Consider the following 14,930-nt stretch of genomic DNA (forward strand, 5'->3'; position numbering starts at 1 on the left):
AATTCTGCCTAGCTGCGGACCTTGGAGGTCCGCAAGAGGCGGAAGGAGCCGCGACGATGTCCATCAACGACCTTCCGGTGCTCTCGGCGCTTCGCACCAAGATGCAGTGGCACCAGGAGCGCCAGCGCGTCCTGTCCGAGAACGTCTCCAATTCCGACACGCCCAAATTCCGGCCGCGCGACCTGGTCGAGCCGAAGCTCGACAAGACCGGTGCGGTCACCGGCTCGATGGGCCCCCTGGCGCTCGCCCGCACCACCGGTTCCCACATGACACCATCGGGTGCGGCTTCCGCATTCGACCAGAACAAGAATGTGGGTTTCGAGACCCGTCCCGCGGGCAACGCCGTCGTCCTCGAGGAAGAGATGATGAAGGCCGCCAACAACCAGATGGACTACGCGGCGGCGACCTCGCTCTATTCGAAGAGCCTGCATCTGCTCAAGACCGCGATCGGCAAGGCCTAGGCCATGGTCCGGAAACAGAACAGCTAGAGGAGGCGCATCATGGCCAATGACAGCAGCGACTTCACCCGATCGATGGCGATCGCGACCTCCGGCCTGCGGGCGCAAGCCGGCCGCATGCGGGTGATCTCGGAAAACATCGCGAACGCGGATTCGACCGCGCAGACCCCGGGCGGCGATCCCTACCGCCGCAAGGTTCCGACCTTCTCCTCCGCGCTCGACCGCACGCTCGAGGCGCAGGTGGTCACGCTCGGCAGGATCAAGCCCGACCAGTCGAACTTCCGCGTCAAATACGAGCCGAGCAATCCGGTCGCGGATGCCAGCGGCCACGTCAAATATCCCAACGTGAACTCGGTGGTGGAGATGACCGACATGCGCGACGCGCAGCGGTCCTACGAGGCCAATCTCAACATCATCAGTGCGACGCGCCGGATGATCCAGCGCACCCTCGACATCCTCAAGAGCTGAACAGGACAATTGAGCCATGGCATCACCGACAATTGCCGCCAACGCTTATGCCAACCTCGCCCGCGTGCTGGAGAACAGCGGCGCCGGTGCCGGTAAGGGCCCCGAGGCCGGCGGGCAATCCTTTGCTTCGATGCTGAAGGACGCCGTCGGCAGCGTCATGGAGTCCGGCCGCAAGTCGGATGCGCAGACGGTCGCGATGGCCTCCGGCAAGGCCAACGTGATGGACGTGGTGACCGCGGTCGCCGACACCGACGTCGCGGTGTCCACGCTGGTCTCGGTCCGCGACCGGGTGATCGCGGCGTATGAAGACATCATGAAGATGCCGATCTGATCACCGTTGTCATTCCGGGGCGCGACGAAGTCGCGAACCCGGAACCCATGGTTCGACCAACGCTGACGCTCAATGGATTCCGGGTTCTCGCTTCGCGAGCCCCGGAATGACCACAAACAATTCAGAGTGAGAATTTCCACATGACCGGCCCCGAGACCCTCGACGTCGCGCGCGATGCGATCTGGACCATCGTGATCGTGTCCTCGCCCCTGATGGTCGTCGGTCTGGTGGTCGGCGTCATCGTGTCGCTGTTCCAGGCGCTGACGCAGATCCAGGAGCAGACGCTGATCTACGTGCCCAAGATCCTGGCCATCTTTGCCACGATGCTATTGGCGCTGCCGTTCATGGCCGACGCCCTCCACGCCCACATGCTGCGTATCTCGTCGCGAATCATCGGCGGCTGAGGCAAGATGCGTCAATTATGCGCATCGACGTCTCGCTCCTGCCGGCGCTCGCCGCTTCCTTCATGCTCGTCTTCGCCCGGGTCGGCGCGATGGTGATGCTGCTGCCCGGCTTCGGCGAGACCAATATTCCGACGCGGATCAAGCTGTCGATCGCGCTGCTGCTCACGCTGATCATCCTGCCGTTGCATCGCAACGCCTATCAGGTCGACATGGGCTCGCTGGCGCCGCTCCTGGTCCTGATGCTGCACGAGATCGCGATCGGCATCGTGCTGGGCGCGACCGCCCGCGTGACGCTCTCGGCCCTGCAGGTCGCCGGCTCCGTCATCGCGCAGCAGATGGGACTCGGTTTCGTCACCTCGGTCGATCCGACGCAGGGGCAGCAGGGCGTGCTGGTCGGCAACTTCCTGACCATGCTCGGCGTGACGCTGCTGTTCGCAACCGACAGCCACCATCTGGTGATCGCCGCACTGAACGACAGCTACAAGATCTTCTCGCCGGGCGAGACCGTCTCGAGCGGCGATGTCGCCTCGCTGGCGACGCGGGCCTTCGCCGCCGCATTCAGTCTGGGCCTGCAGCTCTCCGGACCGTTCCTGGTGTTCGGCCTCGTCTTCAATATTGGGCTGGGTATCCTGGCGCGGCTGATGCCGCAGATGCAGGTGTATTTCGTCGGCGTGCCGCTCTCGATCTTCGCGGGCTTCCTGGTGCTCGCCGTGGTGCTCACGGCGATGATGGGCACGTATCTGGATTACTTCATCGGTGTCATGCACCAATTGATGCCGCTCAAGTGACGGGGATCACCGGTGGCTGAAGACAACGATCCCGAAAGTCAAACAGAAGACCCCACACAAAAGCGTCTCGATGACGCGCTCGAACGCGGCGACGTCGCCAAGAGCCAGGAGATCAACACCTGGTTCATGATGGCAGGCGGCACGCTCGTCGTCTCGACCTTCGCCGGCTCGGTCGGCAGCGGGCTTCTGATGCCGATGCGCAATCTGCTCGCCAATTCCTGGATGATCAAGACGGACGGCAAGGCCCTGCTTGCACTGATGCAGCAGATCGAAATCGCCATTCTCGCGGCGATCGGCGTGCCTCTCTTGATGCTGATGCTGGCGGCCGTCGCCGGCAACATGCTCCAGCACCGCCTGGTGTGGTCGGCCGAATCCCTGAAACCGAAATTCAACAAGATATCGCCCGGCGCCGGCTTCAAGCGCATCTTCGGCAAGCAGGCAGCGGCCAATTTCCTCAAGGGCGTCGGCAAGCTGGTCTTGCTCGCCGTGGTCATGACCATGATCCTGTGGCCGGAGCGGCACCGCATGGAGGCGATGGTCAGGCTCGATCCGGCCGCCATGCTGGGCGCCACCACCAGCATGACCATCCATCTGCTCGGGGCGGTGGTGGCGGCGCTCGCGATCGTCGCCATCGCCGATTATTTCTTCCAGTACCGCAGCTGGTTCCAGCGCCAGAAGATGTCGCTGCAGGAGATCAAGGAAGAGTACAAGCAGTCCGAAGGCGACCCGCACATCAAGGGCAAGATCAGGCAACTCCGGCAGCAGCGCGCCAAGAAGCGCATGATGGCGGCGGTTCCCAAGGCCTCGGTGATCATCACCAACCCGACCCACTACTCGGTGGCGCTGTCCTACGAGCGAGGCATGACGGCTCCGATCTGCGTCGCCAAGGGCGTCGACAACCTCGCCTTCAAGATCCGGGAGATCGCGCGCGAGCACGACATCCCGATCGTGGAGAACGTGCCGCTCGCCCGCGCGCTCTACGCCACCGTCGAGATCGACCAGGAAATCCCGACCGAGCACTATCATGCGGTCGCCGAGGTGATCGGCTACGTCATGCGGCTGAAGCGCGGATTCAGCGCGGGGCGGGGATAAAACACCCGAAAAATACCGGAAATGGCCGTAATCTGGGAATCAGCGTACCTTTCGCCTCTGCTGCCCTTGCACCTCAGGGTCCGATTCAGGCAGGGAGGACCCCACGCGCCCCGTGGCGCGTTGATTCTCTGCCGACAGGCCGCGCCAGCTTGAGATGACAGCCGAAACCGACCACGACCTCCCACGCGAGCCCGTTGCGGCGCATGAGCCGTCGCCGCGCTCGGGCAGCATTGCGCTGGTGCTGCTGGTGGCCGCCGGCCTCGTCGCCGTCGCCGTCGGGCTGATGACGCTGGGGCGCGCGCAGGCGCAGCCCTATATTCTCGGCATCCTCGCCGTGCTGGCCATGGTCGGCCTGTTCAACCTGTTCGCCTTCGCCGCCGGCATCATCCGCTTCGCCGACCGCAGTCTCGATGATCCCGTCGTGGGGCGGATCGCCGATCATGGATTCGACGGGCTCGCGGTCACCGATGCCCGCGGCCACGTGGTCTATTCCAATGCAGCCTACCTGACCTTGACCGGCGCCTCCGGCCCGCAGGACGTGCGCCCGGTGGAACGCGTCTTCATCGGCAACCCCGATGTCTCAGAAGCCGTGTTCCGGCTGCTGAAGGCCGCGCGCGAAGGCAAGCGTCAGCAGGAAGAGGTGCGCATTTCCGGCCAGGACGGCAGCCAGGGCCGCTGGCTGCGCATGCGGGTGCGCCCGCTCGGGACGGGCAAGCGCGAGTCGAAATACGCGGTGTGGTCGATCGCCGACATCACCCGCGACCGCGAGCGTCAGGAGGACGTGTTCCAGGAGCTCCAGCATGCGATCGAATATCTCGATCACGCGCCGTGCGGCTTCTTCTCGGTCAATCCGGCCGGCGAGCTCGCTTATGTCAACGCGACGCTGGCGAACTGGCTCGACTACGACCTCGCCGAGATCGGCTCGGGCGGCCTGAAGCTGACCGACATCGTCTCCGGCGACGGCGCCTCGCTGCTGACCTCGATCGTGGCGGTGCCGGGCGAGGTGAAGACCGAGGTCTTCGACATCGATCTGCGCATCCGCAGCGGCAAGACCATGCCGGTGCGGCTCTATCACAAGCTCGCCTTCGGCGCCGACGGCGCGCCGGGCCCCTCGCGCACGCTCGTGATCAGCCGCGCCCGCGACGAGCGCAGCGATCCCGACCGCGCCGCCGAAGTGCGCTTCATGCGCTTCTTCGACCACACGCCGATGGCGATCGCGACCGTCGATCGCGGCGGCAACGTGGTGCGCGCCAACGCTCGCTATGCCAAGCTCGGACAGGCCCTCGGGCTCGACAGCGCCTCCAAGTCGATCTTCCGCGCGGTCAATTCTCGCGACCGGCACCTGCTGATCGCGGCCATCAACCAGGCCGCCGAAGGCCGGGCCGACATCGCTCCCGTCGAGGTGGCGCTGGAGGGGACCAAGGAGCGCTGGGGCCAGTTCTTCGTCACGCCGGTCGACGCGGCCGAGAACGAGGCGGAAGCCGCCATCGTGCACATGCTCGAGACCACCGAGCGGCGCGCGCTGGAGAACCAGATCAACCAGTCGCAGAAGATGGAGACCGTCGGCCAGCTCGCCGGCGGCATCGCCCACGACTTCAACAACGTGCTGTCCGCCATCATGATGGCGAACGACTTCCTGCTGAACGCGCACAAGCCGACCGACCCGTCGTTCCAGGACATCATGCAGATCAAGCAGAACGCGACGCGCGCCGCGACGCTGGTCCGTCAGCTGCTGGCGTTCTCGCGGCGGCAGACGTTGCGGCCGCAGGTGCTCGATCTCGGCGATGCCTTGAGCGATCTTGCCATGCTGCTGCGTCGCCTGATCGGCGAGAAGGTCAAGCACGAGACCATCCACGGCCGCGATCTCTGGCCGGTCAAGGTCGACGTCTCCCAGTTCGAGCAGGTGATCGTCAATCTCGCGGTCAACGCCCGCGACGCCATGCCCGACGGCGGCAAGCTGATCATCCGCACCGCCAACGTCACCACCGAGGAAGCGGCCAAGCTCGCCTACAAGGGCATGCCGGCCGCGGACTATGTGCGGATCGAGGTCTCCGACACCGGCACCGGGATTCCCGCCGACATCCGCGACAAGATCTTCGAGCCGTTCTTCTCGACCAAGGAAGTGGGCAAAGGCACCGGCCTTGGCCTTTCGACGGTCTACGGCATCGTCAAGCAGACCGGCGGTTTCATCTACGTGGACTCCGAGCCGGGGCAGGGCACCTCGTTCCAAATCTTCCTGCCGCGCCACCATGCCGAGCCCGAGGCGCAGGTCGAGCAGCCGGCGGCTGCGGCCGGCGCGACCAACGGCGCCGCGAAGGAAGCCGCTTCCGTCGAGGCCAAGCCGCGAACCGATCTGACGGGGCAGGGCACCATCCTGCTGGTCGAGGACGAAGAGGGCCTGCGCGCGCTGAACGCACGCGGCCTGCGCTCGCGCGGCTACACCGTGGTCGAAGCCGAGAACGGCGTCGAGGCGATGGAAGTGCTCGAGGAGCAGAGCGGCGGGATCGATCTCGTCGTCTCCGACGTCGTCATGCCCGAGATGGACGGCCCGACGCTCTTGAAGGCGATGCGGGAGAAGAATCCCGACATCAAGTTCATCTTCGTCTCAGGCTATGCAGAGGATGCCTTCGAGAAGAGCCTGCCCGAAGGCCAGCAGTTCGATTTCCTTCCTAAACCGTTCACGCTCAGCCAGCTCGTGGCGGCGGTGAAGGAGACGATGACGAAGCAGGGGTGAGGGAGCGCTCTCGCCCCGTTCTCCGTCATTGCGAGGAGCGCTTGCGACGAAGCAATCCAGGCTGTCTCCGTGGAGGCAGTCTGGATTGCTTCGCTATGCTCGCAATGACGGGGAAAGAGCGGAAATCCCGCCTCAAAACCGTCGGTAACCGGCGACCACGGTTCCCTCGCGCATCCGGCCAACCCCCCGCCAAATATGGGCTTTTGCCACATCCCCGCGACTGAGGGCCGCAGCCATAGGTCCCGAAACCGGCTTCACTTTTCGGGAAGTCTGCCCATCTTAGGAGCACGTCCCCATGCCGGGGATTTGGGAAACGCACATGAAGCTCTCGCTACGCTCCCGCAATCTCTTCAAGACGATGGCCGTCGTGCTGGCGCTTGCGCTGCCGACTGCGCTGGCGATCTCGTCCGCCGATGCGCGCGTCGGCGGAGGCGGCTCGTCGGGTTCACGCGGCTCGCGCACCTATTCGGCTCCGCCCCCGACCACGACGGCGCCCGGCTCGGCCTCGCAATTCAATCGCACCTACACCCAGCCGGGTGCAGGGATGAACTCGGCTGCTGCCGCGCCCGCGCGTGGCGGCATGTTCGGTAAGGCTGGCGGCTTCATGGGCGGCCTTGCGGCCGGCTTCCTGGGTGCCGGCCTGCTCGGCATGCTGTTCGGCGGCGGCCTGTTCGGCGGCCTCGGCGGCCTGTCCTCGATCCTGGGCCTGATCATCCAGATCGTGCTCGTGGTGCTGGTGGTGCGGCTGGCAATGTCCTGGTGGCAGCGCCGTCACACGCCGCAGCCGGCTTACGCCAATGCCGACGCTGGCGCAGCTCCCGGACCGCAGCCGAACCAGCGCAGCGGCCTCGGCGGCTTCGGCTTCGGCGCCAATGCCAATAACGCGCCGCTCGAGATCAAGCCTGACGATTACGAGTCGTTCGAGCGTCTGCTCGGCGAGATCCAGGCCGCCTGGTCGAACGAGGACGTGGCCAAGCTGCACACGCTCGCGACGCCGGAGATGGTGTCCTATTTCGAGCAGGACCTCGCCCAGAACCGGACGCGCAACGTCGTCAACAAGGTGACCGACGTCAAGCTTCTGCAGGGCGACCTCGCCGAAGCCTGGCGCGAAGGCGAGACCGACTACGCCACGGTGGCGCTGCGCTTTGCGCTCACCGACAAGACGCTGGACCGCAACAGCGGCACGGTCGTCGCCGGCAGCGAGCAGCCGGGCGAAGTCACCGAGGTCTGGACGTTTGCCCGGCGGCCCGGCAGCGGCTGGGAATTGTCGGCGATCCAGCAGACCAACTGATCGCTCGCGGAGTGAGAAACCAAGGCGCCGTGCTTCCGCACGGCGCCTTTTTCATTGCGGCGTCTGGTATCGCCGCATCGGAATAAGCAGGCCCGCTTCGGGTTGACATGAGGCGGCCAACGACAAACACAACGGGAGGACAACATGATCCGCATCGACAGAACCGTGACGATTTCGGGCCTTGCGCTGGCCAAGGCCGTATTTGTAACGGCCTTGCTGGCGGCGCCATCGGCGCAAGCGCAGTCGGCCGACATGACGTTCTTCGTGACCTCCAGCGGCCCGGGCAAGGGCGCCGATCTCGGCGGCCTCGAGGGAGCCGATGCACAATGCCAGAAGCTTGCCCAGGCCGGCGGCGCCGGTTCGAAGACCTGGCGCGCCTATCTCTCGACGCAGGCCGCCGACGGCAAGCCGGCCGTCAATGCCAAGGACCGCATCGGCAAGGGACCGTGGCAGAACGCCAAGGGCACGGTGATCGCCAAGGACGTTGCCGAACTGCACGGCGCGGCCAACAACCTCACCAAGCAGACGGCGCTCAGCGAGAAAGGGGAGGTCATCAACGGCGCCGGCGATACGCCGAACCGGCACGACATCCTGACGGGAACGCAACCCGACGGCACCGCGTTCGCCGCCGGTGACGACAAGACCTGCAAGAACTGGACGTCGAGCACGCAAGGCGCCGCGGTCGTCGGCCATGCCGATCGGCGAGGCCTGCGCGACGACGAACCGTCGAAGTCCTGGAATAGCTCGCACCCCTCGCGGGGTCCCGAGGGCGGCTGCTCGCAGGCCGATCTGAAGAGCACCGGCGGCGACGGCTTGCTGTATTGTTTTGCCGCGAACTGAGTTAAGGGCGCGAAGCTCTTTCCGCTCGCATTGCGAGGAGCGAAGCGACGAAGCAATCCAGAGTCTTTCCGCAGAGCAGTCTGGATTGCTTCGCTTGCGCTCGCAATGACGAGCGGGTTGCGCGAACGCTCCGTCTCACTCTGACGGAACCCCGAGCCGCATGCTACATTGGTCCGTACGCGTTCACGTTCACGGACCTCTCTCATGAAATACGAGCTCTACTACTGGCCCGAGATCCAGGGCCGCGGTGAATATGTGCGGCTGGCGCTGGAGGAAGCGGGCGCCGCTTACGTCGACGTCGCGCGCGGACCGCGCGGCACGGCTGCGATGATGAAGATGATGGACGCGAAGGGTACGCCACCCTTTGCGCCGCCGTTCCTGAAAGCGGGCAAGCTCGTCATCGGCCAGACCGCCAATGTCCTGCTCTATCTCGGCGCTCGCCACGGGCTTGCGCCCAAGACGGAAGCCGGCCGGCTCTGGGTGCACCAGCTTCAGCTCACCATCAGCGACCTCGTGGTCGAGATCCACGACACGCATCATCCGCTCGGGCCCTCGCTCTATTACGAGGACCAGAAGCCGCCAGCGAAGAAGCGCACTGCCGATTTCTGGAGCGAGCGCGTGCCGAAATATCTCGGCTATTTCGAACAGCTTCTCGACGAGAATGGCGGTGCCTATGTCACCGGCCGCAGGCTGACCTATGTCGATCTGTCTCTGTTCCAGATCGTCGCGGGGCTGCGCTATGCCTTCCCCAAGCGCATGACGGCGTTCGAGGCGGACATTCCGGGTCTCGTCAGCCTGCACGATCGGGTCGCCGCGCGGCCGAACATCAAGGCCTATCTCGAAAGCCGACGCCGCATTCCCTTCAACGAGCAGGGCATCTTCCGTCGCTATCGCGAACTGGATGGTTAGCCGAAGGTCGGTGCAGCGTTCCGGCGTACCATGTGCGGACGCGCGAACGGCCCGATCGACCGGATCGGGCGCTTCAGCTTCGGCAGGCCTGATCAGGCGAGCTGATCGATCCGCGTGCCCTGACCCGGCGGCAGCGGCGCAGGCGGCTGCGGCTTGAAGGTCGGATTCTCGTCCTTGACCTTGGTCTGATCGTCCTGCTGCCTGGTCGTGTCGTAGTTCGGAACCACGATCGCGATCGGCGGCGGCGCTACGGTAGAAACCTTCATCCGCAAATCCTCACACATGGAAGCAATTCAGCCTGCGCCGTGAGGAGCGAAAATTCCTTCAAGGCAATCGCTAAAATGCGAGGGATTTGGCGCGGCAAGACGGGTCGTCTCCCGCACGTGCCGTTCACGCGAGACACCACGACATCTCTCCGCGTCATTGCGAGGAGTTCGCGACAAAATTGCGAAGCAATTTTTGCGCTGATGCGACGAAGCAATCCAGTCCCTCCGCGGAGACAACTGGATTGCTTCGCTTCGCTCGCAATGACGGTGCATGTGGCAGGCAGCGTCGCGCCACACGTGCACCGTGTCGGCAGCAAGTGTGGAGGAAAAGAACCCGCCTATTCGTCCTTGCCGCGCGTGATGGCGATCGACGCGTCCTTCTTGGTGCGGGTGCACTCCATGTTGAGCCGCCGATAACGCATGCTAACCTTGTCGCCGCGCAGCAGCCCCATCCGCTTTAGGCAGCGTGTCGCGCCCGTCGTGGTGTCGTCCTTGGTCACGGTGAAGACGATCGCGGCCATCGACCCCACCAGCGCATAGAATTCCGGAGTCGGCTTGCGATCACCCTTGGCGTAGAGCTCGATGGTATATTTGTCGCCGCGGCAGCCGACCGACAGCTCCTTGGCCGCCGGGTGCGTCAGGTAAACCACGTTGGCCGCGCGGAAATTCACCTTGAGCCGGTCGACCTGGTTCGCCAGCTCCTTGGCGCTGTCATCGCAGCGGTCGGCACGCGCGGGCGAGGCGAGGGTCACAAGGCCGGTGATGGCGGCGGCGACCAGGATCGCGCCGCGGACGTTCAGTTTCAATGTCATGATGAAAAGCCCCTTAGCGCCCGCATTCAACCGTCGTCGCGTCCGGAGTGCAAGGGCGGGCGCGGGCCTTTCCACGTGCTGTACCAATGCCTTCCTGAGCCCGGGCTTATCTCCCCTATGCACGCCGTTCCCTTCCCTTTCCGCTCAAAATGGGCTTAGAACGCTTCTATGCCGAGGCCCCGCGAGGCCCAAAACCCCGAGATCCGCCCATGAACGCTCCGACCGCCTTTCCCGACCAGTCCAAGCCGGTTCCGCCCTACAAGCACACCCCGCTGTTCCCGCTGGGCAAGGACGAGACGCCCTACAAGAAGATCACGGCCGAGGGCGTCCGGGTCGAGAAGGTCCTGGGCAAGGACATGCTGGTGGTGTCGCGCGAGGCGCTGCGGGCGCTGTCGGAGGCGGCCTTCGGCGACATCAATCATTACCTGCGGCCCGGCCATCTGAAGCAGCTCCGCGCCATCCTGGAGGATGGCGAGGCGAGCCCGAACGACAAGTTCGTCGCGCTGGACTTTTTGAAGAACGCCAATATCGCCGCCGGCGGCGTGCTGCCGATGTGCCAGGACACCGGCACTGCGATCATCATGGGCAAGAAGGGCTGCAACGTCATCACCGACGGGGACGACGAGGCTGCGCTGTCGGAAGGCGCGCGCGATGCTTACCTGCGCCGCAATCTGCGCTATTCGCAGGTCGCGCCGCTCTCGATGTACGAGGAGAAAAACACCGCCAACAACATGCCGGCGCAGTGCGAGATCTACGCCGAGGGCGATGACGCCTACAAGTTCATGTTCATGGCGAAGGGCGGCGGCAGCGCCAACAAGAGCTTCCTGTTCCAGGCGACGCCTTCGGTTCTGACCAAGGACCGGCTGCTGGCCTTCCTGAAAGAGAAGATCCTCACCCTCGGGACCGCGGCGTGCCCGCCCTATCACCTCGCCATCGTGATCGGCGGCACCTCGGCCGAGCTGTGCATGAAGACGGTGAAGCTCGCTTCCGCGCGCTATCTCGATGCGCTGCCGACACACGGCTCGCCCGATGGCAACGCTTTCCGCGACGTCGAGATGGAGAAGGAAATCCACAAGATGACGCAAAGCCTCGGCGTCGGCGCGCAGTTCGGCGGTAAATATTTCTGCCACGACGTGCGCGTGATCCGCATGCCCAGGCACGGCGCCTCGCTGCCGATCGGGCTCGGCGTGTCCTGCTCGGCCGACCGTCAGGTGCTCGGCAAGATCACCAAAGACGGCGTCTATCTCGAGGAGCTCGAGCACAACCCGGCACAGTACCTGCCTGAGGTCGAACAACAGGCGCTCGGCGGCGAGGTCGTCAAGATCGACCTCAATCAGCCGATGAAGGACATCCTGGCGACGTTCTCGAAGCATCCGATCAAGACGCGGGTCTCGATGACGGGCACCATGATCGTGGCGCGCGATTCCGCCCATGCCAAGCTGCGCGAACGGCTGGAGAGGGGCGAACCGCTGCCGGATTATTTCAAGAACCATCCGGTCTACTATGCCGGCCCCGCCAAGACGCCCGAAGGCTACGCGTCCGGTGCGTTCGGCCCGACCACGGCCGGCCGCATGGATTCTTTCGTCGACCAGTTCCAGGCTGCCGGCGGCTCGATGGTGATGGTGGCCAAAGGCAATCGCGCCCCGGCCGTGCGCGAGGCTTGCAAGAAATATGGCGGCTTCTATCTCGGCTCGATCGGCGGCGCCGCGGCGAACCTTGCCGAGCACTGCATCAAGAAGGTCGAGGTGCTCGAATATCCCGAGCTCGGCATGGAAGCGATCTGGCGCATCGAAGTCGTCGACTTCCCGGCCTTCATCATCGTCGACGACAAGGGCAACGACTTCTTCAAGGAGTTGAACCTGGGCTAGCTCTTCGCTCGCCCATGCTTGGGGCGAGACGACTGGCTTGGGCGCAGCTTGCCTGCGGCGCATCCTTCGAGACGCCCGCCGTTGGCGGGCCCTCAGGATGAGGGCGGAGTACGCGGTCGCGGCCAAGAACACTGACGCAGCTCAGCCTCATCCTGAGGAGACCGCGAAGCGGTCGTCTCGAAGGACGAGGCGCTTGCTCAGCCCTCGCCACGCGTACCTGCAGACCGCTCTGCCGCTGCGGAGCGAGGTAATCAGATGCTTAGCTGCAATTCGTGACCTGGTTCGAGCACAACGCGCGCCACCAGCCGCGGACGCCGTCATGGCTCTCGACGAGCCCCCAATATCCGCTGCAGGCGAGAAGCCGTTTCGGGCCGCCATCGGCATCGACCGGGCCGCCGAGCTCGCGCTGGGCGGGCGTCCATTTGGCGTCGACGAAGGGCGCCTGAAACAGCCCACCCGCACGTGCGGAGCCATTGGCATAGCTGGCGCCGACCTTGTTGGCCGCGACCCAGCCGCGCCCGGCATAGGGCTTTGGCGCGTTGCGCGGATATCGTTTCTCGTCCTCGTAGTCCTTGCCCGGCGGCTTGGCGCCTTCGATCAGGAACCAGCCATCCCGGAAGCCGATGATGCGGAATTCCGTCAGCCAGCCGCCCTCGGGCGTGTTCTCGGTGCCGCCCAGCTTCAGCCGGTAGGGCGGCGGCAAGGTGCCGAGCACGCGCGCCTTTACCGAGGGCTCCGCGCGCACGTTGAGGCCAGCAGGATCCTTGTCGATGGACCACGCGCCAAGAGCGCAGGGCTCGGTGCCCTCGGGCAGGGTTTTGCGCTTTGCCGCGAGCTCGGCGTGCAGTTGAGCGAAATCTGTCTCGTCGTCGTCAGGGGCCGGCTCGGAGCGCGACTTCAATTCGGCTGAGACCGCGCGGGTTGCATCCGGGGTCAGCGTGACGACGAGACTTTGACGCGCAGCGAATACGCTGGCCGGAGTCTTCGGATCGTTCGATGTTGCGGGATAGACGGCGAGGTAACCCGTCGTGCCTTCGGTTCGATAAGCCGTGCCGCCAACATAACCAGCGGGAACGAAGGCGAGCGCGCTTGCGCGCCACGCCGGTTCGTTGTCGTCCGCAATCGCCGCTTGTGTCGCGACAGAGAGGATCGTTGCCGCGACGAAGCGAAGCCAATGCATGCTCATGCAACGCGAGGGCGTTACGCCCGCGCGCCCGTGAACGGGAAGCTGCCCATGGGGCCGATGCCCATCTCGCCGCTGATGTTGTCGCCCGAGACGGTACCGGTGAATTCGAGCGTGAGCGGCATCGGGTTGGTGATCGAGACCTTCCAGGAGACGTTGTCGCCGGAGACGGTGCCGTCGAAGATCTCGGCGGTATTACCTTCCGCGCCTTGCGTGCCCGTGAGCGTGCCGCCCGCAGCCTTCAGGCTCAACGTCGCCTGGCGCTCGCCCATCGGCGTCGTCATGGTCAGATTCCAGTTGCCGTCCACGGCCATTCCCGTCTCCCGAACAATCCCGGCGGACCGCGACGATCCGCGGCCAGTCCTGAGGCGAGCCTATAACCCAACTCGGCGCGGCTGCCTAACCCTGCATGGGAGGCATTTAAGCGCGGGCAGCGGCACGCCGGCGGCTGCTGACGATGAGGCGCAGAACGACGTATTGGAGGGCAAAGGCCAGGATCTTGCCACCGCCCGCGACGACCGTGAGATAGAACGCCCACAGCTTCAGATCGCCCGTGGAGGCGACCACGATCATGCCGGCGCCGATCACGAACATCAGCGCCGCCCAGGCATAGCCCGCGGCGGTCACATATTCCGGAACCGTCTCGACGACGATCGGCGGCATGTAGCGCAGCATCCAGCCGCGCTTGAGCATGATGAGGCCGATCGCGAAATGCGCGATCGCGGGCTTTGCCAGCATGAAGCGGGCATCGTTGGTGAGCAATGTGATCGCGCCCAGTCCAACGACGAGCGCGAGGCTCGCATAGGTCATGTAGTTGAGCTGCTGTCCCTTGACGCGGGCATAGATCACTTGCGCGAACGCGCCGGCGATCGCCACCGCCGTCGCCAGGACGATATTGTCGGTGATGAGGTAGACGGCCAGGAAGAGGATGGCGGAGAAAAGATCGGAGCCGAGACGGGCAAATACGTCTTTCATCGTGATCCTGTTCAGCGGGGCGTTGGGCAATGCGCGGGTGGATCTACCATACTTGGTCCGGCGATACTCGGGATATCACTTTGTGAACAGATGGCCCTCTTGCGGGCGGCGAAAGCGGCCGCGAGGCCCCAGGCCGGGATGCTACCCGCCAACACCGATGCGGCCGGTCAAGCGCAATCTTTACAGTGTCAAAATGATGTAGGCAGCCTGCAAGAGCTCAATCGCAGCGAGCGCTTGCTCGGATGCCTCCTCGGCGATGGCAGCCCAGGGCAGACGAGAGAGAACCGGCAGCGTGCCGGCGAACAGGATGCCGGCGACGAGCAAGATGCCGCCGTTGAAGATTGGCTGTCCGTCCGGCGGCCGCCGCACCATCTGCGGCGTGAGCGCGGCGCAGGTCAGGACGAGGACGGCCAGGCAATCTGCAGTGATCGAGGGCATGTGAAACTCTTCTGTCATTCCGGGCGAGGCGAAGCGTCGAGCTACGGTGCGCAATTGCACATCTGAGAATCCA

General features: G+C 64.8%; 17 protein-coding genes. 11 read left to right on the forward strand and 6 right to left on the reverse strand.

The annotated features are described in order from the left end of the window. The first annotated feature begins 56 nt into the window (after positions 1-56). From flgB to RX330_RS13940, 10 genes are all read left to right on the forward strand, one after another. Positions 57-461, forward strand: a complete 405-nt coding sequence (flgB, locus tag RX330_RS13895) for a flagellar basal body rod protein FlgB (RefSeq protein WP_212081747.1) — start codon at positions 57-59, stop codon at positions 459-461. A 39-nt stretch (positions 462-500) separates the two neighbouring features. Beyond that, positions 501-926 carry a flagellar basal body rod protein FlgC gene (gene flgC / locus RX330_RS13900; RefSeq protein WP_317243362.1) on the forward strand — a complete coding sequence of 142 codons (426 nt, stop codon included), beginning with the start codon at positions 501-503 and terminating at the stop codon, positions 924-926. A gap of 16 nt (positions 927-942) precedes the next feature. After that, complete coding sequence (gene fliE, locus RX330_RS13905; RefSeq protein WP_317243363.1) at positions 943-1,257, forward strand: flagellar hook-basal body complex protein FliE; 315 nt, start codon at positions 943-945, stop codon at positions 1,255-1,257. 140 nt (positions 1,258-1,397) lie between these two features. Beyond that, positions 1,398-1,661 carry a flagellar biosynthesis protein FliQ gene (fliQ, locus tag RX330_RS13910; RefSeq protein WP_018321865.1) on the forward strand — a complete coding sequence of 88 codons (264 nt, stop codon included), beginning with the start codon at positions 1,398-1,400 and terminating at the stop codon, positions 1,659-1,661. A 17-nt stretch (positions 1,662-1,678) separates the two neighbouring features. Next, entirely contained in the window at positions 1,679-2,449 is a 771-nt protein-coding gene (gene fliR, locus RX330_RS13915) for a flagellar biosynthetic protein FliR (RefSeq protein ID WP_317243364.1), read from the forward strand. A 12-nt stretch (positions 2,450-2,461) separates the two neighbouring features. Continuing rightward, complete coding sequence (gene flhB / locus RX330_RS13920) at positions 2,462-3,541, forward strand: flagellar biosynthesis protein FlhB (RefSeq protein WP_317243365.1); 1,080 nt, start codon at positions 2,462-2,464, stop codon at positions 3,539-3,541. Positions 3,542-3,695: 154 nt separating this feature from the next. Beyond that, positions 3,696-6,275: a cell cycle histidine kinase CckA gene (gene cckA, locus RX330_RS13925; RefSeq protein ID WP_317243366.1), complete on the forward strand. Its 2,580-nt coding sequence runs from the start codon at positions 3,696-3,698 to the stop codon at positions 6,273-6,275. Positions 6,276-6,570: 295 nt separating this feature from the next. Then, positions 6,571-7,566 carry a Tim44 domain-containing protein gene (locus RX330_RS13930; RefSeq protein ID WP_212081735.1) on the forward strand — a complete coding sequence of 332 codons (996 nt, stop codon included), beginning with the start codon at positions 6,571-6,573 and terminating at the stop codon, positions 7,564-7,566. A 144-nt stretch (positions 7,567-7,710) separates the two neighbouring features. After that, positions 7,711-8,406, forward strand: a complete 696-nt coding sequence (locus RX330_RS13935) for a lectin (RefSeq protein WP_212081733.1) — start codon at positions 7,711-7,713, stop codon at positions 8,404-8,406. A 204-nt stretch (positions 8,407-8,610) separates the two neighbouring features. Beyond that, positions 8,611-9,315, forward strand: coding sequence for a glutathione S-transferase (locus tag RX330_RS13940; RefSeq protein WP_317243367.1), 705 nt, complete (start codon positions 8,611-8,613; stop codon positions 9,313-9,315). A 92-nt stretch (positions 9,316-9,407) separates the two neighbouring features. Here the strand turns inward: RX330_RS13940 and RX330_RS13945 are convergent, their stop codons facing one another. Both RX330_RS13945 and RX330_RS13950 read right to left on the reverse strand, forming a co-directional pair. Then, complete coding sequence (locus RX330_RS13945; RefSeq protein ID WP_212081729.1) at positions 9,408-9,581, reverse strand: hypothetical protein; 174 nt, start codon at positions 9,579-9,581, stop codon at positions 9,408-9,410. 338 nt (positions 9,582-9,919) lie between these two features. After that, a complete protein-coding gene (locus RX330_RS13950) occupies positions 9,920-10,393 on the reverse strand; it encodes a hypothetical protein (protein ID WP_317243368.1) in 474 nt (157 codons plus the stop codon). A gap of 209 nt (positions 10,394-10,602) precedes the next feature. On the opposite strand from RX330_RS13950, the gene RX330_RS13955 reads away from it, so the two are divergent. After that, on the forward strand, positions 10,603-12,261 hold the full coding sequence (locus RX330_RS13955; protein ID WP_317243369.1) for a fumarate hydratase: 1,659 nt from the start codon (positions 10,603-10,605) through the stop codon (positions 12,259-12,261). A gap of 259 nt (positions 12,262-12,520) precedes the next feature. Here RX330_RS13955 and RX330_RS13960 read toward each other — a convergent pair whose 3' ends face one another. From RX330_RS13960 to RX330_RS13975, 4 genes are all read right to left on the reverse strand, one after another. After that, positions 12,521-13,441, reverse strand: a complete 921-nt coding sequence (locus tag RX330_RS13960; protein WP_317243901.1) for an SH3 domain-containing protein — start codon at positions 13,439-13,441, stop codon at positions 12,521-12,523. Between the two features lie 20 nt (positions 13,442-13,461). Next, on the reverse strand, positions 13,462-13,758 hold the full coding sequence (locus RX330_RS13965; protein WP_212081715.1) for a hypothetical protein: 297 nt from the start codon (positions 13,756-13,758) through the stop codon (positions 13,462-13,464). A 106-nt stretch (positions 13,759-13,864) separates the two neighbouring features. Next, positions 13,865-14,419, reverse strand: coding sequence for an inner membrane-spanning protein YciB (locus tag RX330_RS13970; protein WP_212081707.1), 555 nt, complete (start codon positions 14,417-14,419; stop codon positions 13,865-13,867). A gap of 180 nt (positions 14,420-14,599) precedes the next feature. Continuing rightward, positions 14,600-14,917, reverse strand: coding sequence for a hypothetical protein (locus RX330_RS13975; protein ID WP_317243370.1), 318 nt, complete (start codon positions 14,915-14,917; stop codon positions 14,600-14,602). Positions 14,918-14,930: the final 13 nt, after the last annotated feature.

The organism is Bradyrhizobium sp. NDS-1 (genome assembly GCF_032918005.1).
Taxonomy (GTDB): Bacteria; Pseudomonadota; Alphaproteobacteria; order Rhizobiales; family Xanthobacteraceae; genus Bradyrhizobium; species Bradyrhizobium tunisiense.

Excerpts from the sequence above, each read along its gene's own strand:
- flgB (WP_212081747.1), top strand. The coding sequence starts at position 57 with ATGTCCATCAACGACCTTCCGGTGCTCTCGGCGCTTCGCACCAAGATG.
- flgC (WP_317243362.1), top strand. The coding sequence starts at position 501 with ATGGCCAATGACAGCAGCGACTTCACCCGATCGATGGCGATCGCGACC.
- fliE (WP_317243363.1), top strand. The coding sequence starts at position 943 with ATGGCATCACCGACAATTGCCGCCAACGCTTATGCCAACCTCGCCCGC.
- fliQ (WP_018321865.1), top strand. The coding sequence starts at position 1,398 with ATGACCGGCCCCGAGACCCTCGACGTCGCGCGCGATGCGATCTGGACC.
- fliR (WP_317243364.1), top strand. The coding sequence starts at position 1,679 with ATGCGCATCGACGTCTCGCTCCTGCCGGCGCTCGCCGCTTCCTTCATG.
- cckA (WP_317243366.1), top strand. The coding sequence starts at position 3,696 with ATGACAGCCGAAACCGACCACGACCTCCCACGCGAGCCCGTTGCGGCG.
- RX330_RS13930 (WP_212081735.1), top strand. The coding sequence starts at position 6,571 with ATGCCGGGGATTTGGGAAACGCACATGAAGCTCTCGCTACGCTCCCGC.
- RX330_RS13935 (WP_212081733.1), top strand. The coding sequence starts at position 7,711 with ATGATCCGCATCGACAGAACCGTGACGATTTCGGGCCTTGCGCTGGCC.
- RX330_RS13940 (WP_317243367.1), top strand. The coding sequence starts at position 8,611 with ATGAAATACGAGCTCTACTACTGGCCCGAGATCCAGGGCCGCGGTGAA.
- RX330_RS13945 (WP_212081729.1), bottom strand. The coding sequence starts at position 9,581 with ATGAAGGTTTCTACCGTAGCGCCGCCGCCGATCGCGATCGTGGTTCCG.
- RX330_RS13950 (WP_317243368.1), bottom strand. The coding sequence starts at position 10,393 with ATGACATTGAAACTGAACGTCCGCGGCGCGATCCTGGTCGCCGCCGCC.
- RX330_RS13955 (WP_317243369.1), top strand. The coding sequence starts at position 10,603 with ATGAACGCTCCGACCGCCTTTCCCGACCAGTCCAAGCCGGTTCCGCCC.
- RX330_RS13960 (WP_317243901.1), bottom strand. The coding sequence starts at position 13,441 with ATGCATTGGCTTCGCTTCGTCGCGGCAACGATCCTCTCTGTCGCGACA.
- RX330_RS13965 (WP_212081715.1), bottom strand. The coding sequence starts at position 13,758 with ATGGCCGTGGACGGCAACTGGAATCTGACCATGACGACGCCGATGGGC.
- RX330_RS13970 (WP_212081707.1), bottom strand. The coding sequence starts at position 14,419 with ATGAAAGACGTATTTGCCCGTCTCGGCTCCGATCTTTTCTCCGCCATC.